At 68.5% G+C, this 22528-nt stretch carries 14 protein-coding genes; 4 read left to right on the forward strand and 10 right to left on the reverse strand.

Annotated features, from left to right (window positions below; translation table 11 throughout):
- Nucleotides 1-17: 17 nt before the first annotated feature.
- The 4 genes from Q664_RS04310 to Q664_RS04325 form a co-directional block, all read right to left on the reverse strand.
- Complete coding sequence (locus Q664_RS04310; RefSeq protein ID WP_043390068.1) at nucleotides 18-1532, reverse strand: condensation domain-containing protein; 1515 nt, start codon at nucleotides 1530-1532, stop codon at nucleotides 18-20.
- Nucleotides 1529-6748 (reverse strand): non-ribosomal peptide synthetase, encoded by a 5220-nt coding sequence (locus Q664_RS04315; RefSeq protein WP_326938663.1) that lies wholly within the window; start codon nucleotides 6746-6748, stop codon nucleotides 1529-1531. The genes Q664_RS04310 and Q664_RS04315 overlap by 4 nt, the downstream gene beginning before the upstream one ends.
- 85 nt (nucleotides 6749-6833) lie before the next feature.
- On the reverse strand, nucleotides 6834-7934 hold the full coding sequence (locus Q664_RS04320; RefSeq protein WP_043390070.1) for an ankyrin repeat domain-containing protein: 1101 nt from the start codon (nucleotides 7932-7934) through the stop codon (nucleotides 6834-6836).
- 24 nt (nucleotides 7935-7958) lie between these two features.
- The gene (locus Q664_RS04325) at nucleotides 7959-8882 is read right to left on the reverse strand and encodes a LysR family transcriptional regulator (protein WP_043390073.1); all 924 of its coding nucleotides are present in this window, start codon (nucleotides 8880-8882) and stop codon (nucleotides 7959-7961) included.
- Between the two features lie 108 nt (nucleotides 8883-8990).
- Between Q664_RS04325 and Q664_RS04330 the strand changes: the two genes are divergently transcribed.
- Entirely contained in the window at nucleotides 8991-10052 is a 1062-nt protein-coding gene (locus Q664_RS04330) for an NAD(P)-dependent alcohol dehydrogenase (protein ID WP_043390074.1), read from the forward strand.
- 3 nt (nucleotides 10053-10055) lie between these two features.
- On the opposite strand, the gene Q664_RS04335 is transcribed toward Q664_RS04330, so the two are convergent.
- Nucleotides 10056-11000 (reverse strand): LysR family transcriptional regulator, encoded by a 945-nt coding sequence (locus tag Q664_RS04335; protein ID WP_043390078.1) that lies wholly within the window; start codon nucleotides 10998-11000, stop codon nucleotides 10056-10058.
- Between the two features lie 71 nt (nucleotides 11001-11071).
- On the opposite strand from Q664_RS04335, the gene Q664_RS04340 reads away from it, so the two are divergent.
- The gene (locus Q664_RS04340) at nucleotides 11072-12040 is read left to right on the forward strand and encodes an MBL fold metallo-hydrolase (RefSeq protein WP_043390080.1); all 969 of its coding nucleotides are present in this window, start codon (nucleotides 11072-11074) and stop codon (nucleotides 12038-12040) included.
- A 363-nt stretch (nucleotides 12041-12403) separates the two neighbouring features.
- Complete coding sequence (locus Q664_RS04345; protein WP_235216552.1) at nucleotides 12404-15361, forward strand: ATP-binding protein; 2958 nt, start codon at nucleotides 12404-12406, stop codon at nucleotides 15359-15361.
- Nucleotides 15362-15391: 30 nt separating this feature from the next.
- Here Q664_RS04345 and Q664_RS04350 read toward each other — a convergent pair whose 3' ends face one another.
- On the reverse strand, nucleotides 15392-17896 hold the full coding sequence (locus tag Q664_RS04350; RefSeq protein ID WP_043390083.1) for a lantibiotic dehydratase: 2505 nt from the start codon (nucleotides 17894-17896) through the stop codon (nucleotides 15392-15394).
- Nucleotides 17897-17968: 72 nt separating this feature from the next.
- Between Q664_RS04350 and Q664_RS04355 the strand changes: the two genes are divergently transcribed.
- Nucleotides 17969-18589, forward strand: a complete 621-nt coding sequence (locus tag Q664_RS04355; RefSeq protein ID WP_043390086.1) for a DUF1877 family protein — start codon at nucleotides 17969-17971, stop codon at nucleotides 18587-18589.
- Nucleotides 18590-18601: 12 nt separating this feature from the next.
- Here the strand turns inward: Q664_RS04355 and Q664_RS04360 are convergent, their stop codons facing one another.
- The 4 genes from Q664_RS04360 to Q664_RS04375 are packed head-to-tail and all read right to left on the reverse strand — an operon-like array spanning nucleotide 18602 to nucleotide 22452.
- Complete coding sequence (locus Q664_RS04360; RefSeq protein WP_043390088.1) at nucleotides 18602-18760, reverse strand: DUF1427 family protein; 159 nt, start codon at nucleotides 18758-18760, stop codon at nucleotides 18602-18604.
- The gene (locus Q664_RS04365) at nucleotides 18757-18984 is read right to left on the reverse strand and encodes a DUF1427 family protein (RefSeq protein WP_043390090.1); all 228 of its coding nucleotides are present in this window, start codon (nucleotides 18982-18984) and stop codon (nucleotides 18757-18759) included. Before Q664_RS04365 ends, Q664_RS04360 begins: the two co-directional genes overlap by 4 nt.
- Nucleotides 18981-20606, reverse strand: coding sequence for an MFS transporter (locus Q664_RS04370; RefSeq protein ID WP_043390092.1), 1626 nt, complete (start codon nucleotides 20604-20606; stop codon nucleotides 18981-18983). Before Q664_RS04370 ends, Q664_RS04365 begins: the two co-directional genes overlap by 4 nt.
- Nucleotides 20596-22452: an amidohydrolase gene (locus Q664_RS04375; RefSeq protein ID WP_235216553.1), complete on the reverse strand. Its 1857-nt coding sequence runs from the start codon at nucleotides 22450-22452 to the stop codon at nucleotides 20596-20598. The genes Q664_RS04370 and Q664_RS04375 overlap by 11 nt, the downstream gene beginning before the upstream one ends.
- Nucleotides 22453-22528 lie beyond the last annotated feature (76 nt).

Here is a 22528-nt window from a genome sequence, read left to right on the forward strand (position 1 = left end):
CAAGGGATAGGAATCAGTCATCGTGACGCTCCTGGTTGCGCCAGCAGGGCAGCGGCTCCGGCCGCCGTTGGGGTTGCGTACAAGTCGCGCAGCCCGATGTGACGGCCAAGCTCGGCACGGACCCGGACGGCCACGTCGATCAGCTGCAAGGAATGGCCGCCGAGACGGAAGAAGTCGTCGTGTGGCCCGACGGATTCGAGACCCAGCACGTCGGCGAAGATCCGGGTGAGGGCTCGTTCGGTCGCGGAGCTCGCGGGTAGCAAGCGAGACACCGGTACATCGGGAGCAACGGCGCGCAGGACCGACTCATACGCCGACAGCAGGCTGTCGATGAAGCCGGTGTCGAACACGCTCTCGTCGAACTCGGCCCAGACGATGCCCGCGCCGCTGCCGGTCTCCTCGACACGAAGGGTGAGCTCGAACTTCGCGGTGGCGAAGTCCCGTGGGTGTTCCGTCACCGAACAGCCATGCAGCGCCAGCACACCCGCCGTGCCCACGGGGTGGTAGGCGAAGTTGACCTGCACGATCGGCGACCGGGTGGGGTCTCTCGGCGGGGCGAGCTCCGCGACGAGCTGCTCGAAGGGCAGATCCTTGTGAGCGTAGGAGGCGGCCAGCGTCGTGGCGACCCGTGCGAGCAGTTCGCGGAAGGTGGGGTCTCCACTCAGGTCGACCCGCAGCGCGACGGTGTTGACGAAGAACCCGAGAACCCGCTCGAGCTCCGGCGGCTCGCGATTGGCCACGGCCAGACCGAGCAGCACCTGTGGCCTGTGCGCGCGGTGCCCGAGCACGGCCCCACATGCGGCGGCCAGGACCGTGAAGACGGTCTGACGCTCGGACCTCGCGAAAGCATGCACCGCCGTGACGACCTCGGAGGGAAGCGCTCGATGCATGCGCCTCCCCCTCCCCTGCGCGCGGCGGGGCGGAACGAGGTCCAGCACCAGCGGCAGTCCGGAAAGTTGCTGACGCCACCAGCGTGATAGCTCCGCCCGCCGCTGCCCGGTGAGCTGCTCTCGCTGCCACGCCGCCCAGTCCACGTACTGCACGGGCAGCTCGGGCAACACGACGGGCTCGCCGGTGACCGCCGCCCGGTAGGCGATGGCCAGTTCCTCGAAGAAGACCTGCAGCGAACAGCCGTCGGCCACCAGGAGATGCATCGAGAGCACGAGGTAGTGCGTCTCTGGCGCCTGCCGGAGCACGGTGAGCCGCAGCAGCGGCCCGTGTTCGAGGTCGAACGGCTGGGACACCACGGCGTCCGCTTGCCGTAGCGCCTCGGATTCGTCCGGCACGTCGAGCACCCGCACATGTCCGCATCCCTCTGGCAGCACATGCTGATGCGCACCGAGCGGAAAGACGGTCCGCAGCGCTTCGTGCCGGGCCACCAGCATGTCCACCGCCACACGCACCGCGGCGGTGTCCAGCGGGCCCGTGATCCGGAAGCAGCGTGCCGAGCTCTGGGCGAAGCCCGAGGGGTCGAGCCAGTGCAGGAAGCACAGCCGTTGCTGGGCGAAGGACATCGGGAACACGGCCGTCATGTGCGCGGCTGCTTCCCGATGGCCGGCCGTGCGGGCGGCAGGGTGGTGAGCACGTCGGCGAGCTGAGCAATGGTCGGGCCCGCGAGAACGGTGGCGAGAGAGACCTCCCGGCCGCTCATCCTGCTCAGCCGCGAGGCGAGCTTCATGGCCTGCAAGGAATGCATGCCCAGCGCGTACAGGCTGTCGTGGACACTGACCCGCTCCACCCGCAGCAGCTCGATGACGAGTGCGGCGATCCGGGCTTCGGTGTCGTTCCTGGGAGCCGTGAACGGCGTATCCGTGCTCCCATGAGCTCTGGGCAGCCGGGACCGGTCGAGCTTGCCATTGGTGGTCAACGGCCACGCGTCGAGGACCAGAACGGCACCAGGCACGAGATGTCCGGGCAACCTGCGCGCCACGTCCTCGCGCACGGCGTGGCCGGAGACCTCCGAGCCCGGTGCGGCCAGGACGTAGCCGATGAGCCGCCCCTCGCCCTCCGTGCGATCAGCGAGAGCCAGGGCGTCGGCCACCCCGGGGTAGGCGGCCAATGCGGTCCGGACCTCGGCCAGCTCCACCCGGACTCCGCGGATCTTCACCTGCTCGTCGCGGCGACCCAGGAAATCGATCACCCCGCCGGGGAGCCACCGGCCCAGGTCCCCGGTGCGATACAGCCGTTCGCCCGGAAGCACCCCGAATGGGTTCTCCACGAACCGCTCGGACGTGAGCTCCGGCATGCCGAGGTACCCACGCCCCACGACAGGCCCGCCGATGCAGATCTCCCCGGCCACACCGGGCGGCACCACCTGGAGGTGCTCGTCGAGCACGACGAGCTGCGAGTTGGACAGCGCTCGGCCAATGGGCACACGGTTTCCATCCACGTCGTGCCAATCCTCGAGCCGCTGAGCGCTGACCACGATGGTCGTCTCGGTGGGCCCGTAGACGTTCGTCACCCTCGTGAACCCCCGGCGCCAAAGCGCCCGGAACGCGTCCGGAGAGACGACATCGCCCCCGACCAGAACCCGCTCCATGGAGTCGAACACCTCCGGGCTCTCCGCCACCAACGGGTGGAACACCGCGGGCGAGAGAAAGGCGTGGGTGATCGCATCGTGGGTGAGGCACCGCGCCAGGCCCTGCATCTCCCAGCCAGGACTCAAGAAGTGGATCGCGGCACCGTTCAAGAGCGCTCCCCAGATCTCCAGCACCGACACGTCGAAGGCGACCGATGCCATGGCCAGCAGGGTCTTGCCCGGCCCCACCTCGAGCGCTTCCGTCTGGTACAGACGGGCCACGACCGAGCGGTGCTCGATCTGGACTCCCTTGGGCCTGCCGGTCGACCCGGACGTGTAGATGACGTACGCGAGGTCGGTGGGCGCTCCCGAAGGCAGCGGGACCTCCGGCGAGTCGGGAACGTCATCCAGCACCACGGCCGGAATGACTCCCGATACCCGATGGGCCAGCCCGGCCGTCGAGACCACGGCTCGTGCCCCAGCGTCCTGAACGAGCAGCTCCAGACGGGACGGCGGATGGCTCGGATCCAGCGGGAGGTAGGCCGCACCCGACTGGAGAACCCCGAGCTGCGCCACGACGAGCTCCGCCGAGTGAGGGGCACACACCGCCACCACGTCTCCGCGGCCAATCCCCATCCCACGGAGATGGCGCGCCAGCCGCCCCGCCCGGAACATGAGCTCGCGGTAGGACATCGGTGCGTCACCCGATGTCACGGCGGGTGCGTCTGGAGTGCGTTCGGCCTGAAGCGCGACGAGGTCGGGCAACCATTCCGCCGGCGCGTCACGCCGGGGGCCCGTGACGACGAGCGCCAGCCGTTCCGCATCGTCCAGGAGGGGCAACCTCGACACCGGGGTGTCTGGAGCAGTGGTGATGGCGTGCAGCAGCCGCTGGTACGCGGACAGCATCCCGGCGATGAAGAACTCCTCGAAGAGGTCGGAGTCGAACTCCCAGGAGAGTGTGATCCCGCACAAGGACGAGCGCGGGCTGGCACGCACCGGGGCATCGGACCTGGGAATACGCACGACATCACCCGCCAGCTTGCTGATGTGCCCCGGCTCGGCGTAGCGGGGAACCGCGACGACGGACAGCTCGAACTTGGCCGAGCCATTGCCGAGCCCCTCGACGATGGAGACCTCGAGCGGAGCCTCGCTGAGCGAGCCTGGCGAGGAGTCATGGAAGCTGAACATGGCCTGGATCAACGGGTTGAGCCCACCGTGATGCCGTGCGGGCGACTCCGCGAAGATCATCTCGTACGGCAGCTCCTGGTTGTCGTAGACCGCCAGGGAGGTCCGCCGCACCCGCGCCAGGAACTCCTCGAACGTGGGGTCTCCGTGCAACCGGCCGCGCAGCACGACCGTGTTGACGAACATGCCCAGGACATTCTCCGTGTCCTGCCAGCGCCGGTTGGCGACGCCGGAGCCGACGAGGATGTCCCGGGACCCGGTGTACCTGTGTAGCAGGACGAAGAACGCCGCGAGGAGCGTGTTGAACAGCGACGTCTGGTTCCGGTCGGCCAGTGCCTGGAGGCGGCGCGCGAGCTCGCCGTCAATATCCATCCGGGGTGCCCTTCCGCGGAACTTCCTCGAGTCAGGCTCCGCGCGGCGGGGGAGCTGGAGCACGGTCTCGGCACCGTCCAGCTCCTGGCGCCAGAAGCGGCGCTGCGCCGCCGCGGCCTCCGTGCCACACCACTGCCGCTGCCATCGCGCGTAGTCGGAGTACTGCACGGGAAGGTCCGGACGCCGCACCCGGCCGTGGCGCACGAAGTCGGCATAGCCGTCGAGCAGCTCGCGAACGAAGACGTTGAACGACCATCCGTCATGCACGACGTGGTGCTCGACATGCACGAAGACGTGCTCGTCCGCGCTGAGCCTGAGCAGCAACCAGCGGAACGGCCTGCCATCGGCGAGCGAGAACGGAGCATGAACCATGTCGCGAACGGCCGCACCGACCAGGGCCTCCTGCTCGGCCTCGTCCGCGCCGCTGAAGTCCCGCAGTGGGACTTCCACTTCCCAGGGCGGATCCACCTCACACGTCAGCTCCCCGTCCACCTCGGGAAAACGTGTGCGCAGCGCGCTGTGGCGCCGGATGATGTCCGACAGGCTGGCGTGCAGGGCGGTGATGTCCAGCGCTCCCGCCAGCCTGAGCACCGCCTGCGTGTGGTAGGCCCGTGCGTCCGGGTTGAGCTTGTGCATCAGCCACACCCGCTGCTGGGCGTACGACGGAGCAAGCTCGGCGCCAGGTTCCGCCCTCCTCGGGCCGAGCTCCGCACCGTCGAGCCGGTCACCGATCGTCGCCGCGATCTCGGCGACCGTGGGGGACTGGAGGACAGCACTCAGCTCGACATGTGCCCTCAACGCACCACGTGCCCTGGCGACGAGCTGGGTGGCGAACAGGGAATGGCCGCCCCACTCGAACAGGTTGTCGTGCACCCCCACCTGCCCCATCCCGAGCAGCTCCGCCGCGATCCCCGCCAGCACTTCTTCCACGGGCGTGCGCGGCGGCTGATAGCCGGTGCTGTCCGCCCGTTGGAGCCGGGGCAGCCGGGTGCGATCGACCTTGCCGCTAGTCGTCAGCGGCCACTCGCCGACCGGCACGATGACATCCGGAACCAGGTAACCCGGCAGGAGACGGCGGAGCTCGGCGCGCATCCCGTCCACCGACAACACCGTGCCAGCGGCCGGTATCACGTATCCCAGGAGGCGTTCACCCCTCCCATCGATGACGGCGACCGCGTCACGCACGCCTGGCAGTGAGGCCAGTGCCTCCTCGACCTGGCCTGTCTCGATGCGCACGCCGCGGACCTTGACCTGGTTGTCGCGCCGGCCGAGGAACTCGATCGTCCCGTCCGCCAGCAGTCTGCCGGCATCCCCACTGCGGTACAGCCGGCTCCCCGGCATCGGACTGAACGGATCGTGAACGAACCGCTCGGCGGTGAGGCCGGGCTGTCCCAGGTAGCCGCGCCCGACGCCGTCCCCGCCGATGCAGATCTCTCCCGGGGTTCCATCGGGAACCGGCCGCAGGTGCTCGTCGAGGATGACGACGTGGCAGTTGGAGATGGGGCGGCCGATGGGCACTCGCTCGCCGTCCTGGGCATCCACCGGGTGCAGCGTGCTGGCCACCGTTACCTCCGTCGGGCCGTAGCCATTGACGAAGCGATGGAACGCCGCCCATTGCCGAGCGGTCTCCGGCAGGCAGACATCGCCGACACTCATCACCACCTCGAGGTCGGTGAACAGGCCCGGGTGCAGCGTGCGCAGGACAGCCGCGGGCAGCACCGCGTGGGTCACCCGGCGGGTCAACAGCACGTCCGCCAGCGGCTCTCCGGAAATCTGTGAGTCGTCGATGCACTCCAATCGGCCGCCATTGGCGAGCGCCAGCACGAGATCGAACACGGCCGCATCGAAGGCCGGGTGAGCGAACTGCAGCACCCGCATTCCGGGCCCCAGCTCTCCCAGGAAGTCCCGCTGGGCATGGAGCAGATGGGAGACCCCCCGATGCTCGAGCATGACCAGCTTGGGCTCACCGGTCGATCCGGAGGTGCAGATGATGTACGCCAGGTCATCCGGGGCGAGCGCTTCCCCGCCCGATGCGTCCTCGAGCGCTGGCACGGAGGAAACGGGAGCACCGCCCAGCTCGAGGTGGGGCACGCCCGGCATGGCGCTGGCCCGGGACTGACCCACGACCAATGCCGCCCCCGCCTTCCGAATGACGTCCTCGCGCCATGCCGCCGGGTGGGCAGGAGCCAGCGGGAGATAGGCCGCACCACTCCGCCAGACGGCGAGCACGATCTCGACGAAAGTGGGTCCGCGGTCCATCACGACCGCGACGACATCACCGCGCCCGATTCCCCTGGCTCGCAGCATCCCGGTCAGGGTGAGGGTCCGCTTCCACATCTGAGCGTAGGTCACCTCGAGGGATGCATCCGCGATCGCGACGCGGTCTGCGTGCAAGCGCGACTGCTCCTCGAGCACGTCCAACACCGACCGCCAGGGACCGTGGTCTTTCCGGCTGTCCCGCACGCGTGAGGCGATCCGAGAACCGTCTACCTCTTCCGGCGGTGCACTCCGAGCGGGCTCCGATTCCACCGCCCACGGGCTCTTCAGCCGGAGGCTGGACAGCAGTCGTTCGTACTCGGTTCCAGTGACCAGGGTGGCCGGGGGCGTGGAATGCAACGATGCCTCCTGAGGAGATCCGAGACGGATGTAGAGCACCGTGCCTTGGGACAACACCCCCGAAAGTGCATGAAAACCTTCACTCAGAAGAGGGAGCGATCACTCACCTCCCCTGGTGACACATGACCGGTCTCGCCGATCGTCACTTGTCGATGCGCTCCTGGACCTCGAAGCTCCCGGCCTTCACGACGTGCTTCTCGACCACGAGCTTGCTGGCACGCAGCGTGCCGCGAACCTCCAGCGCATAGTCGTTGTAGTAGGCATCGACGAGCGAGGCCTGGAGGTTGCCGCCGATGATGACCGGGCCCTCCGTCTTGAACGTCTCGCATGTGAAGTCGCCGCCCACGAAAAGCGCGCGGCCCTGGACGTTGGACGCGGTGCCCTTCACCGTGAGGTTGCCCGTCACCAGCAGCGAGCCGATCTTCAGGTTGCCGTCGATCTCCAGATTGCCGTGGTGGCACAGCGTCGAGGCCGAGAGCTTCTTGACCTTCTTGTCCTTGGGCGCGCGCGTGGACACCGCCCGGATGAGCCCGATGGCGGCGAAGACAAGGTCCGGGCTGAACGAGGACTGCTCCTCGATGCCCTCGTAGAACTCGTCGATGTTGACGGAGTGCGCCTCCACGAAGACGCCCTCCATGAGCAGCCGCAGCCGAGCCCAGGACTCGGCGCTCACGCCCGCGGGCGCCTCCGCCGCGAGGTAGCGCAGGACGTTCTCCTCGGAGAGGTCCTTCGCCTTCTTGGGAGGCGGCGGCCGCTGCGACTTCGTTGGCTTCAGCAACTCCACCAGCAGGGACACCACGCCCTTGCTGTGCTGCGAGCCGCGCGCGCGGCCCAGGACGGTGCTCCCGCCTGGTGACGGCGCGCGCGGGTCCATGCCCTGCTCGATGAGGAAGCGCACCACGCGCGCCGCGCCGAACTCCGCGGCACGGTGCAGCGGCGTGTCGTAGTGGACGGGCGCGCGGATGTCCGCGCCGTACTCCATGAGGAGCTGGATCAGCTCGACGTTGTCCTGGGTGACGGCGATGAGCAGCGGCGTGTGGCCGTTCACCGTCTCGAAGTCCAGTCCTACGCCCGAGGCGAGGAGCTTCCGGATCTCCCCGAGCGTCACCTCGTTCTCCGCCTGCTCCTCCTTCAGACGTTCGAGGTACTCGGCCTCGTTCTTCGTCTTGACGTAGGTCTCGATGTAGTGGTGGCTCTGGATCCTGCGGATCAGCGTCTCCAACTCGTACTGCTGTTGCGTCATGTGTGCCTCCTGAACCTTCATGGGTCACGACCCGCGCTTGCGCGGCTTCCGCTCCGCCGCGGCCTGGCGTGCGACGTCCACGAAGGCCCGCAGGGCCGGCGAGACCTGGGCACGGCTGGGGAAGTAGAGGAAGAGGCCCGGGACCACGGGCGCGAAGGGCTCCAGGACCACCTTCAAGCTCCCGCGCCGTAGCCGCTCGGCGACGGTGGGCTCGAACGCGTACATGAGCCCCATGCCGGCCTCGACCATCTCCAGCATCAGCGTCGTGTCGTTGGTGATGATGGGCCCCTGGACCGGGATGCGCCAGCTCCGCTGCCCGCGCTCCAGCTCCCACTGATAGAGGCCACCCGTGGTCGTGGAGCGGATGCAGATGCAGTCGTGGGACAGCAGCGCCTTCGGCGTCTCCGGGACGCCCTTCCGCTCGAGGTACGCTGGCGCGGCCACCACGACGAAACGGCTGGGCTCGAACAGCCGGACCTGCACCATGTCGCGCTCGATGGACTCCGACAGACGGATGCCCGCGTCGAGCTCCTCCGCCACGATGTCCACGAAGCGGTCCTCGACCCTGGCTTCCACCTCCACCTTCGGGTAGAGCGCATGGAAGCGGGGCAGCAAGGGAGCGACGACGACGGGCACGGCGATTGCCGGGACGGACAGCCGGACCCGTCCCGTCACCTCGCCTGGCTGAGCCGAGGCCGTCTTGAGGGCGTCGAGCGCCTGGTCCACGGCCGGCCCGGCGTTCTCCAGCAGGCGCCGGCCCGCCTCCGTGAGCGCCACGCTTCTGGAGGTTCGGGTGAGCAGGGTGACACCCAAGCGCTCCTCCAGCTGGCGGACGGCCTGGCTCAGGGCGGACGGAGAGACGCCCAACATGGAGGCGGCGGGCGCGAAGCCACGGTGGCGGGCGACTGCGAGGAAGCCGTGCAGGGCATTGAGTGGGGTCAGGGCCATCGTGAAGATTTTCTAAGTGGCCCATATGCATTCCGCCAGTTTCGAATGCGATGTATCCGGTGCATATCAGGAGCGGTCGAGTCAATCCCCCTCCTGAAGGAAGACACCATGCTGAAAGCCATCGCTTACGCCGCCGCCGCCGCTGACAAGCCCCTGGCGCCGTTCTCGTTCGAGCAGCGCGAGCCCGGTCCCCATGACGTGCTCATCGACATCCTCTACTGCGGCGTCTGCCACTCCGACATCCATCAGGCGCGTGACGAGTGGGGCGGCTCCATCTTCCCCATGGTGCCGGGTCACGAGATCATCGGCCGGGTCAAGCAGGTCGGCCAGCACGTCACGAAGCTCAAGGTGGGCGACATGGCGGGCGTCGGCTGCATGGTGGATTCCTGCCGTGACTGCTCGTCGTGCCGTCAGGATCTGGAGCAGTTCTGCCTGAAGGGCGTCGCCTACACCTACAACAGCACCGAGATGGATCGGAAGACGCCGACCCGCGGCGGTTACGCCTCGCAGATCGTCGTCGCCGAGCACTTCGCCCTGAAGGTCCCCGCGGGCCTGGACCCCGCGAGCGCGGCGCCCCTCCTGTGCGCCGGCATCACGACGTATTCGCCGCTGCGGCAGTGGAACTGCAAGAAGGGCGACCGCGTGGGCGTGGTGGGCCTGGGCGGGCTCGGCCACATGGCGGTGAAGTTCGCCGCGTCCATGGGGGCCGAGGTGACGGTGCTCAGCACCTCGCGCGCGAAGGAGGCCGATGCCCGCCGGTTGGGCGCACAGGGGTTCGAGGTCACTCGGGATGAAGCCACCTTCCGGAAGCTCGCGGGCCGCCTCGACCTCATCATCGACACCATCTCCGCGCAGCACGACTACAACCAGTACCTGAGCCTGCTGCGCCCCCAGGGCGCGATGGTGCTCGTCGGCGTTCCGCCAGAGCCGACGCCCGTGGGCGCGTTCTCGCTCATCAACGGAAACAAGCGGCTGGCCGGCTCCAGCATCGGAGGCATCGCCGAGACGCAGGAGATGCTCGACTACTGCGCCAAACACCAGATCGTCTCCGACATCGAGATCATCCCCATCCAGAAGATCAACGAGGCCTACGAGCGCATGATCAAGGGGGATGTCCGCTACCGCTTCGTCATCGATCTGGCATCGCTCTCCAACGAGAACGCCCGGTAGGCGTCAGCCGGAGCTCCCCTCCCGCACGGGTGACGCACGCGCGGCGGCGAGCACCTGCTCACGAAGCCACCGGTGCGCGGGCTCCTGTTGCCGATGCGGGTGCCAGAGCTGCTGCACGCGGAGCGGCTCGTGGGGGCGCTCCACCGGCACCACGGTGAGCGGGAAGGCCTCGGCGAAGCGGCGCGCCACCCGCTCTGGCAGCGCTGCGATGATGTCGGTGCTCGCCAGCACCCAGGGCGCCACGAGGTAGTGCGGGGTGAAGAGCACCACGTTGCGGCGGAGCTTTGTCTTGCGCTCGAAGCGCCCCTCGATGCCGCCGCGCGGTGAGACATGGAGCTGTGGCAGTGACAGGTCGAACCGCCGCGGATCGCGCAAGGCGGGATGGTGCGCGCGGCCGACGAGCATGAAGCGCTCGCGCACCAGCACCTGCCGCTGGAGTCCTCGCGGTGCACGGTCCCCCGGAGCGAGGTCGAAGACGCCGAGGACCAGGTCGAGCTCTCCGGATTCCAGCTCGACGGTGGGAAAGTCACGCGGGAGCGGTACCACGCGGAACTTCACGCCGGGGTAACGCGCGAGCTGGGCCGCGAGCTGGGGAAGCACGATGAGCTGGGCGTGGTCGCTCGCGGCCAGCACGAAGGTGCGGTGCGCGGTCTCGGGCACGAAGTCCTCGGGCGGCATCAGGGCTTCCTGGAGCTGCCGCAGCGCGAGCGTGAGCGGCCCGCGCAGGGCCTGGGCCCGTGCGGTGGGCACCATGCCCTGACGGCTTCGCACGAAGAGGGGGTCTCCGAGCGCGTCTCGCAGGCGGGCCAGTGCGTTGCTGGTGGCCGGCTGCGAGAGCCGCAAGCGAGCCGCCGCGCGCCCCACGCTCTGCTCGATGAAGAGCGCGTCGAGCACGCGGAGCAGGTTCAGGTCGAAAGTGGCGAGATTCACGCCATGAATCTCAATCATTCCCACATCCAGAAGGCAAATGACGCGGCCGACGGGCACCTTTCGCTCGAACCCTCCAGGAGGAGTGCCTCATGCGAAAGCTCATCGTGTTGTCGTTGCTGTCCACCGCGTGCGCGTCGTTGCCCCCGGCGGCGCCCCACGCCTTCGTCCCCCCACCGTCCCCGGGCACGCCGCTCCAGGTGTGCTGGGTGGACACGGGCGGCTTGACGGCGCCAGGGGGGTACGGCGCGGGCGGCGCCACCGTCGCCGACACGTGGGAGGTCACTTCCGCGGCGCTCGTCATCCGCCACCCGAAGGGCGATCTCGTGCTCGACACCGGCATCTCTCCCCACGCGCAGGAGGAGAAGCGGGAGCTGGGCGCCTGGAAACGCTTCATCTTCTCGCAGACGGCGGGCCGCAACGTGCCACGGCGGAACTTGAAGGACGCCCTCACCGCGCTCGGGGTGACGCGGCCGAAGGCGCTGCTGCTCTCTCACGTACACGCCGACCATGCCGGCGGAGTGGCGTCGCTGCCGGACGTGCCGGTGTGGCTGGCCGCCGAGGAGAAGCAGCTCATCGAAGCGGAGCTCGAGCACCCGCACGGGGTGACGCTCCCCGCGCATGCCCGGGCCTTGAAGGGCCGCATGGTGCCCATCCCCTTCGCGGCGGAGCCCTACGCGAACTACGAGACCCGCTTCGACGTCTTCGGTGATGGCACCGTGGTGGTGGTGCCCACCTTCGGGCACACACCGGGCAGCGTGGCGACGTTCGTGAACGTGTCACCCACCCAGCGCTTCGTGCACGTGGGAGACCTCATCAACCTGAGGGAATCCATCGAGCGGAACGTGGGGAAGTCGTGGTTGATGCGGCAGTTCACCGACGAAGACCTCGCACGCACCCAGGCGGAGGTGGCGAAGCTGGTGCAGCTCCACGCGCGGGCTCCAGGGTTGCTCATCCTGCCCGCGCACGATCGCCGCGCCTTCGTGGAGCTCTTCGGCGCCGACGACCATGAGGTGCCACCGTGCATTGGCGTACCGCCAGCGGCACCGTCAGCCGGGTAACGTCATGGCGAGGACGAGCGTCACGAGCTCACCCCGGCTTCCCCACCCGTCAAGCCTCGGCTGAGCCCGGCTGGAGGCCAGGGTTTCCCTCGAGCGCCCCCTGGAGCGGCCGCGGGTGCTCCCCGGCGAAGCGTCCTTATCCGACCTATGCGCTCCGGTGCGTCAGAAACAGGACACCCCTTGCAGACATCTGCATGTGAGACCAGTTCCAGCCCTACGAGGCATCTGACACCTTCGGCGGTGTGGGGGGGACCCATCTTCGAACGGTGGTCGTATGACCCGTGAGGTGTGGCCATGAAGGACTCACTCCCCCCTGACCCGGCATCACATGCATGGCCCTGGTTCCTGGACAACGGCAGCGAGATGGGACGACGCATCCTGGCGAGGGATTGGTCCCAGACGCCGCTCGGGCCCATTGAATCCTGGCCCCAGCCGTTGCGCACCGCGCTGGGCATGTGCCTGTCGACCCGCTTCCCCATGTTCATCTACTGGGGGCCCGAGCGTTTCCAGCTCTACAACGACCCTGGCATTCCCATCATGGGAGACAGGCACCCGCACACGGCCATGGCACCCGTGCGCGAGGTGTTCCCCGAAATCTGGCACGTCATCCGGCGGATGTTCGACGACATCGAGCGCACGGGACAGCCAACGTGGTCGGAGAACCAGCTCCTGCCGCTCGAGCGGAACGGCATCGCCGAGGAGCGCTACTTCACCTTCTCGTACAGCCCCATCCGCGATGACGCCGGGGCGGTCGCCGGTTTCTACACCACGGCCATGGAGACGACGGGCCAGGTGCTGGGCCAGCGCCGCCTTCGCACCCTCCAGGCCATCGTGGACCGCGCGGCTGGCTCCACCTCCGTGGAGGCCGCGTGCCGTGAGGCGCTGAACGCGCTCGGGGACAACTCCGCGGACGTGCCCTTCACGGTGCTGTATCTCACGGACGCGGATGGCTCGAGTGCGTCACGGATGGGCGCCCGCGGCGTGGAGCCCGAGAGCGCGGGTCTCCCTTCACGCGTGGATTTGCGCACGGCCTCCGACGATCCATCGGGATGGCTCCTGGCCCCCGTCGCGAGCACCGGCCAGGCCCAGCTCGTCACGGACTTGAAGACCCGGCTTCGCGCATTGCCGGACCCGAACGGAGCGGGCGCACCCCACTCCGCGCTCGTGCTTCCGCTGGCGACAGCGCAAGGAGAGAGCGCCTTCGGCTTCCTGGTCGTGGGACTCAGCCGGTGGCTGGTCCCGGATGGTGAATACCGGAGCTTCCTCGAGCTCGCGGCCGGGGCCATGGTACGGGCTGCCTCCAGCGCCCGCATCCAGCAGGAAGCGCGCGAACGGGCCGAGCGGCTCGCGGCCGTGGACCGGGCCAAGACCACCTTCTTCAGCAACGTCAGCCACGAGTTCCGGACACCGCTCACGCTGATGATGGGGCCCCTGGAGGACGCGCTCAACGACTCCGAGGAAGCCCTGGGCCCTCGCCAACGCGAGCGGCTGGTGCTTCTGCGGCGCAACGCGGTGCGCCTCTTGAAGCTCGTCAACACGCTTCTCGAGTTCAGCCGCCTGGAGGCAGGACGCGCACAGGCCTCGTTCGAACCGGTGGACCTGTCCACCTTCACCCGGGAGCTGGTGGGCCACTTCGAGTCGACGGCCAGGCGTGCGGGCCTCACCCTCACGCGGCATGCGCCCCCCCTCCCCGAGCCCGTGTGGGTGGATCGTTCCTCGTGGGAGAAGGTCGTCTTCAACCTGCTCTCCAATGCCTTCAAGTTCACCTTCGAGGGTGGCATCACGGTGTCCCTCTTCCTGGAGGGAGCGGAGGTGGTGCTGCGCGTGGAGGACACGGGCACGGGTATTCCCGAGAGGGAGTTGAGCCACCTCTTCGAGCGCTTCCACCGCGTGGAGGGCGCCAGGAGCCGGAGCCACGAAGGCAGTGGTATCGGCCTCGCGCTGGTGCAGGAGCTGGTGAAGTTGCACGGAGGCAGCGTGGGCGTGGAGAGTACGCTCGGCCAGGGCTCGGCCTTCACGGTCCGCATTCCTCGAGGACACTCCCACCTGCCATCCGAGCGCGTACGACAGGAAGCGCTGCCGACGAATGGAAGTCACGAGCGGGCGGAGGGATACCTGCAGGAGGTGGCGAGCTGGTTGGCGGCGGAACCCTCGAAGGGTGTCCCCGCGAACGCAAGCGCCGGACGGCCGCTGTCCGGTGCCCGCGTGCTGGTGGCGGATGACAATGCCGACCTGCGCGCCTACCTCGAGAGCCTCCTCGCTCCCCATTTCTCGGTGGAGACGGTGGGAGATGGGCATGCGGCCTTGGAGGCGGCGCGAGCGCGCAAGCCAGACCTCATCCTCTCCGATGTGATGATGCCGATCCTGGGAGGCTTCGGCCTGTTGCGCGCACTGAGGGCCGACCCTTCCTTGCGCGCCATCCCCTTCATCCTTCTCTCGGCCCGGGCGGGCGAGGAGGCGAACGTCGAGGGCCTGGAGGCGGGCGCGGACGACTACCTGGTGAAACCCTTCAGCGCACGCGAGCTGTTGGCGCGTGTGAGCACCCAGCTGGAAATGGCCCGGGTGCGCCGTCAGGTCGCGGCGCATGAAGCCCGGGAAGCCATGTTGGAGGAGGCGGTCCGCGCCCGGGACGACTTCCTGTCCGTGGCGAGCCACGAGCTCAAGACTCCCCTGGCCGCGTTCCGGCTACAGCTCGAGCTGCTCGAGCGAGCCCTGGGTGCCGAGGCGCGGACTCACCTGAGCGAGCGCCTGTCCGTCACGCACCGGCAGGTGCAGCGGCTGGCTTCCGTGGTGGAGATGCTCCTGGACGTCTCGCAAATCACCTCCGGCCACTTGCGTCTGCGCCTCGAGGAGCTGGACCTCGCGACCCTCGTCACCGAGAGCGTGAGCCGGATGCGTGAGGAGATGACGGTGGCGGGGCATCTGGTGACGCTCACGGCCACCGCCGCGGTCGTGGGCCACTTCGACCGCGAACGCATGGAGCAGATGGTGCGGAATCTCCTGTCCAACGCCATGAAGTTCGGGCAGGGCAAACCCATCGAGGTGAGCATCAGTCTGGCGGGAGGGCTGGCGCGCTTGAGGGTGGTGGATCATGGCATCGGCATCCCCCCCGAGGAGCACGAGCGCATCTTCGGGCGATTCGAGCGTGCCGTGTCCGCGACCCACTATGGCGGCCTGGGTCTGGGGTTGTGGATGACACGGCAGGTCGCGGAGGCGCACGGCGGCTCGGTAGACGTGGCGGATACAGCCGGCGGTGGAGCCACCTTCATCGTGGAGCTGCCGCTCGCTCCGGAGACGGTGTCCGCAAAGGCCCAGGCTTGAACCTGGAGGCCACGTGTAGCAAAACCCGTCTCAGTCTGGCCGCCAGCGCTCCGGGTCCACCGCGACGATCCGGAACTCGCCCGTGTACGTGTGGCCCTCGGCATCCGGCAGCCAGGTGTGGTCGATCGCCGGGAGCATCTCGGAGACGAATACCGACTTCGCGCCCTGGAGCATCCGCAGGAAGTTGTCCACGGCGTGGGGACTCTCCAGGTCCAGGTAGCTGGGCTTGCGCTCCGAGGAGGCCTTGAAGAAGAGGAAGCGGGGCAGACCGTGGGCACGGGCCCAGCGGCGCACGCCGATGAGGCGCTCCACGGTGGTGGGGGCCTGGACGAAGGGCAGCTCGGCCACCTGGAAACGCCACGCCTCGCGCGCCACCACGAGGCCGTCGATGGTGATGCGTGGCATGTACGGCAGCGGGGGCAGCAGCGGGACGGTGATGACGGGGAGGATGACCTGCGCCACCTGCATGACGTCCCAGCACCGGGAGCCATCGCGCGTACAGGACATGAGCCGTCCGTCCACCATCCGCATCACCAGGTCGCTGAGCGCCACCACCTGGGAGCGCGGGCGCCAGGAGCGGGAGGCACCGAACTCGAAGACGACGTCCTCGGGGTGATCCGCGAGGGGGGTGACACCGCGGGCACTGTAGATGTCTCCCTTCATCACGACGGGAGAGAAGCGCGGCCCCACGTCCTCGGCGATGGCACCCAGCAGCCGCGCGGGCTCCGGGTGCGAGTCCATGAAGAACTCCTGCTCGAGGGAATTGACCGCGAAGTGGAGCTCGCCCAGGACGACCTGATAGTCGCCGCGCTGGAGGGCCTCCAGGCTCCTGGCGTTGATCATCAGATCCGGCGAGTGGTAGCGGGAGTTGGGCCAGCCGGGATGGGGGGCGGCGAAGAGCTCGCGAACGAGGGGCTCGAGCGCGTCCGAGGAAAGCTCGAGCACGCGCTGCCCAGGAGCCTGGGGCATGCCGAAGACGCGGGACCAGCGGGCCGTGAAGTCGGCCAACACGGGTTCGGCGAAGGCGGGGGGCTTGTTGACGTTCTCGGGGAAGATCTCGGTGGCGGCGGGCCAGAACAGGACGCCCTCCACGGTGTCCGTCCCCAGCTGCTCGCACATGGAGCGGAAGAGCCCGACCAGGGTCTCATGGCACCGGAGACCGATCTGGTAGCAGTACCAGCGCCCGCCGAGCATCAGCAGCGAGAGGGGACGCCGGATGCGGTCGAGCAGCTCGGGGCCGAACGTCACGTCGAGGCCCCGGCGGCAGTCCTCGTAGATCATGGTGCGCCCGCCGTACGTCATGCCGGCGTTGCGGGTGGCCCCCATGGACGTCAGGCGGCTGAAGCGGCTCTCCACCTCGCCGAGGGCCCGGTCCAGCGCGGCCGGGTCTCCCGCCGCGCGGGTGACGGCCTCGCGGGCATCCACCAACTCCGCGAGCTCGGCGAGCGCGGTGGAGCGCGCGGCCTCATCGCCGATCCGCTCCAGCAGTTGCCGCAGGACCACCTCGCGCCCATGCGCCCGGGTGGGCAGCTCCAGCTCCCAGACGAGGACGCCGCGGGAGCGCTTCTCCTCCAGCGCGGCGTAGACGTCCTCCTTCGAGGAGAACAGGCCCTCGGCGATCACCGTGGTGGCGATCTCCCGGGCCATCCGCGCGCCATCGCACAACGTGAGCAGGCGCAGCGGCGTGGGAGGCAGCTCTTCGCGTCCCAGGGGCATGTGCAAGGTCCGCCCCTCGAGGCGCGCATAGGCCATGAGGCGGGGAGCGAGCCACGGCCTGATGCCGGGGAACCTGGAGAACTTCTGGGCCAGCGCCTCGATGGGCCAGAAATCGAGGGACACCCGGCGGCCATCGATGAGCGAGGGGCCGGGAAGAGCCGAGACGGAGGGGCCCTCCTCGGAGAAGGTGCCCCAACCGAGCGGGCCGAAGAAGCCGATGGAGTCGTTCTTGACGGTGTAGCGCTGGAGGTAGTTGGCGACGAGCTGCTCCCGGGTGCGGCTCTTGGCGCTGCGCTCATCCGGCGGGCTGCGCAGCAACGGCTCGATGGCCGAGTGGAGCGCGGCGCGGTTCTGCCACACGAGCGCCTCGCGGAACAGGCTCTCGCGAGCCTGGGCCCGGAGGATCTCACCGAGGCGGGTGCTCTCGCGTTCGAACAGCGTGTCCAGGCGGGCCCGGGCCGCCTCCTGCTCCGCCAGGCTGGAGCGCAATGCCTCGAAGCGCGTGTGGGCCTCGTCCCCGGCCTGGAGCTCCTGGGGCAGTCCTCCCCGGGCCAGACGTTTGATGGCGCCGTTGAGCGCGCGGGCCTCGTCCGGAGGCAACCCTTGCCGTACGCGATCGAGGGAGGCGATGAGCTCTTGACGGAGCGCGCGGGTGCGCTCCTCGAGGTCCAACCACGCGTCCACCGCCGAGGCGAGCTCCCTGCTGGCGAGCTTCAGCACATCCGAAGCGGGGAACCCCGCGCCACGAACGCAGAAGTCCTTCCAGAGAGACCAGCCATTCGAGAGGGGGACCAGATGTCCAGGGGCGCTCTTCGGCATTGTCCGGACTTTCTAGCCCCCCGGACACAGGGCTGACAATGGTGGCCCCTGGAGCGACTAGGCTGCGAGCCCATGGGACTCGACCGCATCTATCAGGCCATCCCCGCCACGGCCGGCCTCATCGAGCGGGCGCGGGAAGACGCCTCGTTGGGTGAGTGGCTCGGGCTCGCGCCCGCGTGGTTCCGGAAGGGACCTGGCGGCGCCCTGGCGCCAGGGAAACCCGATCCGGGTGAGCTCGAGCTGTGGCAACGCGTCCACGCGCTCCTCGAGCAGCAACCAGGACTGGAGGAGCGGAACTGCGACCTGGGGCGGAGTTGGGACCAGCTCCACTACGTGCTGTCCGCCCACCGTCGAGGCGAACCGGGTTCGGAGGCCGACGCGCTGCTCGATGTGGCGGTGCGCGGGGAGTCCCTCATCGCCGAGCACGTGCGCTCGGGACAAGGCGTGCCGGTGCGCTACACGCCCCCCGAGCGGGTCGCGGAGATCGCCCGGGTGCTCGCCCCGATGACGTGGGAGTCACTCGAGAAGCAGTGCGTCCCGGACAGAATGGAAGCCGCGAGGGTCTACAAGTTCTTCGCCAGCCACGCCAACGAGCAGGAGTGGAGCTGGCTCCGCGAGTACTTCCACCGCTTCCGCGCCTTCTACCTGACGGCCGCCGAGCACGGGAACACCGTGCTGGTCTGCACGGATTGAGCTCTCGGCTGCTCAGCCCAGGAGCTGATCGCCGAGCAGGTAGCCAACGGTCATGGCCAGCACCAGCAGTGCGCCTTGCAGTTTCGGCGGTGCGGGCAAGGGGATGTCGAGCAGGCGGCAGCCGGCACCGATGGCCAACGCCAGGACAGGACCGACCATGAGGTGCATCATGTGCGTGTCTCCCGGGTCTCACCGCTGGGCCCGCCGCAGTCGTGGCGATGCTTCGCGGGGTGTGTCGCGATGAAATGGTCCGCCAGCAGGTAGCCGCTCGTCATGGCGACAACGAGGGACGCCCCCACCAGCATGGGCGGCGCGGGGACAGGAATGCCCAGCCAGCGGCAACCCAGGCCGATGGCGAGACCGAGCAGCAGACCAATACAGAATTTCCAGCTCAAGGAACGTTCTCCAGCGCGACGATGTGAGTGCTCGCGGGTGTGGCTCCGACGAAGTGGCGCACGGACGGAGGCCGCGCGTCGCGATGCAGGGCGCGGAGCTTGTCCTGCAAGTGCTGCTCCTCGTGGGTGACACGCTCATGCTGGCGGAGATGCTCCAGCCAGGAATCGAGGATGAAATATTCGAGAAAGCGGCCCGGCTGCGCCGCGTCTTCCATGACGCCCCACTGCACCGCCCCGTCGCGCCGGCGGGTGCCTCCGAGCAGGTGGATGTGATGCAGGAACTCCTCACGATCCGCCGGCTCGATGAGGTACTCCACCGTCACGAGCACCGGACCCCGGGCATGGCTCACCTCCGCGGCCACGGCCGGCCGCGGCCAATGCGCGGACGGAGTGGTATCCCGTGCCATGGCCGCGCTCAGACGGAAACGCAGCGAGAAGATACCCGCGAGCACCGTCGAGACCGCCGCCACGGTCAGCGAGACCCCGGTGCCAGCCTGCTGCGCGAGCGCCCCCCAGATCAGACTGCCCCCCGCCATGCCCGCGGAGAAGACCACGATGTAGAGCGAAAGCGCCCGGGCGCGTACCCAGCCGGGTACCGAGACATGCGCGGCTGTCTGCAGCGATGACAGCACGGTGATCCACGACATGCCGTTGGCCAGCATCGCCACGCAGAGAATCCGCGTGTCGCGGATGCCCGCCAGGGCCAGCATGGTGAGGGCGTAGAGCAGGGTCGCGGCTGGCACCAGCTTGTCGGTATCGAACTGTTTGCGGAGCTTCGGCAAGGCGATGGCGCCACCGATCGCACCCGCCCCGATGAACCCCAGCAACATTCCGTAGGTGCCCGCTCCAGCGGAGAGCTCCTGTCGGACCACGATCGCCAGCAGGGCGGGGGCGGCACTGGCGAACACGAAGAAGCAGGCCGCCTTGACCAGCACCGACCGGAACTCACCGGCTTGCAGCGCATAGCGCAACCCCGCGCGCAGTGCGCCGCCGAAGGACTCGGCCGGCAGGGCCGAGGCGGACTTCGACGGTTTCCATTGCCACAGGACGAACACCAGCCCCAGGAACGACAGCGCATTCAGGGAGAACGCCCAGGCCGCGCCGAATCGCGCCACGACCAGCCCGCCCAGCGCGGGGCCGATGGAGCGCGCGATATTCATACCGATGGAGCTCAAGGCCACCGCCGGTGCCAGCGCCTCGCGCGGGACCATGTCGGCGGTGAGCGCGGCCTGGGCGGGCATCGCCATCGCCGCGCCCGTGCCGAGCGCGAATGTCAGACACAGCAACAACCAGGCATCGAGCCGGCCGGCATGTGCCGCCAGGGAGACCAGCGTGGCCACGAAGAGCATCCACAGCTGCACCCCGATCAGGTATCGCCGCCGGTCAACGATGTCCGCCAGCGTGCCGGCAACGAGCGCGAACGTCACGACCGGCAGCGTCGTCGCGGACTGCACGGCCGCGACCATGAGCGGAGAGCCCGTCCGCTCCGACATGAACCAGGAGGCGGCGACATCCTGGACCCAGGTTCCGATGTTGCTGGCCAGGACCGCCAGCCAGAGCGCACGGAACCCGGAGTGGCGAAGCGGGGCCCATGCCCCAACCGCCGGAGCTTCAGAAGGCATAGCACAAGCATCCCAATGCACCCCAGAAGTCACGCAGCCCGCCGCCGGGCGGGGGGTGATGTGCGGCGTGATCCTTGCCGTGACCATGCACGGCACACGACGTTCCGGGTGAGTGCGAATGCCGTTGCGCTCGGGCGAACAGGGCACGGGCCTGAGCCTGGGTGCCGCCCTGGTAGCCACCGAACCGGTTCACCGGCGACCAGTCCGGCATGGGCTTGGGCAACGCGGGAGCGAGCGGGCCGAAGTCATCGCTGCCGTGCACCACCCTGCCACCCACCACGGTCAACACACTGGTGATGTCCTGGATGGCTTCTTCCGGCACACGGAGGAAATCCGAGGACAGCAGCGCGAAATCGGCATAGTGGCCCACCTTCAGGAGGCCCTTGCGATCCTGCTCATGGGAGAACCACGCGCTGCCGTGCGTATACAGGCGCAGCGCTTCTTCCCGTTCCAGCCTGTTGTCTTCGCCATACATCGACAGGCCGCCCACCGTGCGGCCGGTGCTCAGCCAGTACAACGACACCCACGGGTTGTAACTGGCCACACGCGTGGCATCGGTGCCAGCACCGACCGGCACGCCCGCGTCCAGCATCTTGCGCACCGGCGGCGTGTTCCGGGTCGCCTCACTGCCGTAGCGCTCCGCGAAGTACTCGCCCTGGTACGCCATGCGATGCTGGACGGCGATACCGCCCCGCAGCGCGCGCACGCGTTCGATATTGCGCTCGGAGATGGTCTCGGCGTGATCGATGAACCAGTGCAATCCGTCGAAGGGCACCTCGCGGTTCACCTTCTCGTAGACATCGAGCACACGGCTGATGCTCTCGTCGTAGGTGGCATGGATGCGGAAGGGCCAGCGGCGCTGCGCCAGCAGGCGGACCACGTCTTCCAGCTCGCCCTCCATCCCCTGTGGCAGTTCCGGGCGCGGTTCACGGAAATCCTCGAAGTCCGCCGCCGAGAAGACCAGCATCTCGCCCGCGCCGTTGTGGCGCAGCATGCCGTCACCCTGGAGCGGCGTCAGCATCCGCGACCACCTGTCGAAGTCCGCGAGCTCGCCCCCCTTCTTCTGGGTGAACAAATTGTAGGCGATGCGCACCGTCAGCTCGCCATCGGCATGCAGCTTCTGGATGATCTCGTAGTCTTCCGGGTAGTTCTGGAAGCCTCCGCCAGCGTCAATCACCGAGGTGATGCCCAGCCGGTTCAGCTCGCGCATGAAATGGCGGGTGGAGTTGAGCTGGAATTCCGGCGGCAGCTTCGGTCCCATCGCCAACGTCGCGTAGAGGATCAGCGCATTGGGTTTGGCCAGCAGCAGTCCGGTGGGATTGCCGGCCTGGTCCCGCTCGAGCCGCCCACCGGGCGGATCCGGACTGTCCTTGGTGTAGCCCACGGCGCGCAATGCGGCGCGGTTGAGGAGGGCCCGGTCGTACAGATGCAGGATGAAGACCGGGGTCTCCGGCGCGGCCTCGTTGAGCTCCCGCAGCGTCGGCAGCCGCTTCTCGGCGAACTGGTGCTCGCTGAAGCCGCCCACCACGCGCACCCACTGCGGCGCCGGCGTCCGAGCCACCTGCTCCTCGAGCATCGCCATCGCGTCGGCCAGCGTGCGCACGCCGTCCCAACGCAGCTCCAGGTTGTAATTCAGGCCACCGCGGATCAGATGGAGGTGGCTGTCATTGAGACCGGGGATGATGCGCCGGCCCCCGGCGTCGATGATCCGGGTCCCCGCGGTGGCATGTGCCATCACCGTGGCATCGTCACCGATGGCCAGCAAGTTGCCACCGGCGACGGCCAACGCCGTCGCCGATGGGTTGTCCCGGTCCAGGGTGGTGATCCGGGCGTTTCTGACGATCATGTCGGCCATCGGTACAGTCCTTCCCATTCCGGCGACTCGAGCCGGAAACAATCGTTATCGCCTACGACATCCCGAT

The sequence above is a fragment of the Archangium violaceum Cb vi76 genome (assembly GCF_000733295.1).
Taxonomy (GTDB): domain Bacteria; phylum Myxococcota; class Myxococcia; order Myxococcales; family Myxococcaceae; genus Archangium; species Archangium violaceum.

Bases quoted from the DNA above. Each gene is read 5' to 3' on its own strand.
- Q664_RS04310 (WP_043390068.1), bottom strand. From the start codon at position 1,532: ATGACGGCCGTGTTCCCGATGTCCTTCGCCCAGCAACGGCTGTGCTTC.
- Q664_RS04355 (WP_043390086.1), top strand. From the start codon at position 17,969: ATGGGACTCGACCGCATCTATCAGGCCATCCCCGCCACGGCCGGCCTC.
- Q664_RS04345 (WP_235216552.1), top strand. From the start codon at position 12,404: ATGGGACGACGCATCCTGGCGAGGGATTGGTCCCAGACGCCGCTCGGG.
- Q664_RS04325 (WP_043390073.1), bottom strand. From the start codon at position 8,882: ATGGCCCTGACCCCACTCAATGCCCTGCACGGCTTCCTCGCAGTCGCC.
- Q664_RS04375 (WP_235216553.1), bottom strand. From the start codon at position 22,452: ATGATCGTCAGAAACGCCCGGATCACCACCCTGGACCGGGACAACCCA.
- Q664_RS04360 (WP_043390088.1), bottom strand. From the start codon at position 18,760: ATGATGCACCTCATGGTCGGTCCTGTCCTGGCGTTGGCCATCGGTGCC.
- Q664_RS04350 (WP_043390083.1), bottom strand. From the start codon at position 17,896: ATGCCGAAGAGCGCCCCTGGACATCTGGTCCCCCTCTCGAATGGCTGG.
- Q664_RS04340 (WP_043390080.1), top strand. From the start codon at position 11,072: ATGCGAAAGCTCATCGTGTTGTCGTTGCTGTCCACCGCGTGCGCGTCG.
- Q664_RS04370 (WP_043390092.1), bottom strand. From the start codon at position 20,606: ATGCCTTCTGAAGCTCCGGCGGTTGGGGCATGGGCCCCGCTTCGCCAC.
- Q664_RS04330 (WP_043390074.1), top strand. From the start codon at position 8,991: ATGCTGAAAGCCATCGCTTACGCCGCCGCCGCCGCTGACAAGCCCCTG.
- Q664_RS04320 (WP_043390070.1), bottom strand. From the start codon at position 7,934: ATGACGCAACAGCAGTACGAGTTGGAGACGCTGATCCGCAGGATCCAG.
- Q664_RS04335 (WP_043390078.1), bottom strand. From the start codon at position 11,000: ATGATTGAGATTCATGGCGTGAATCTCGCCACTTTCGACCTGAACCTG.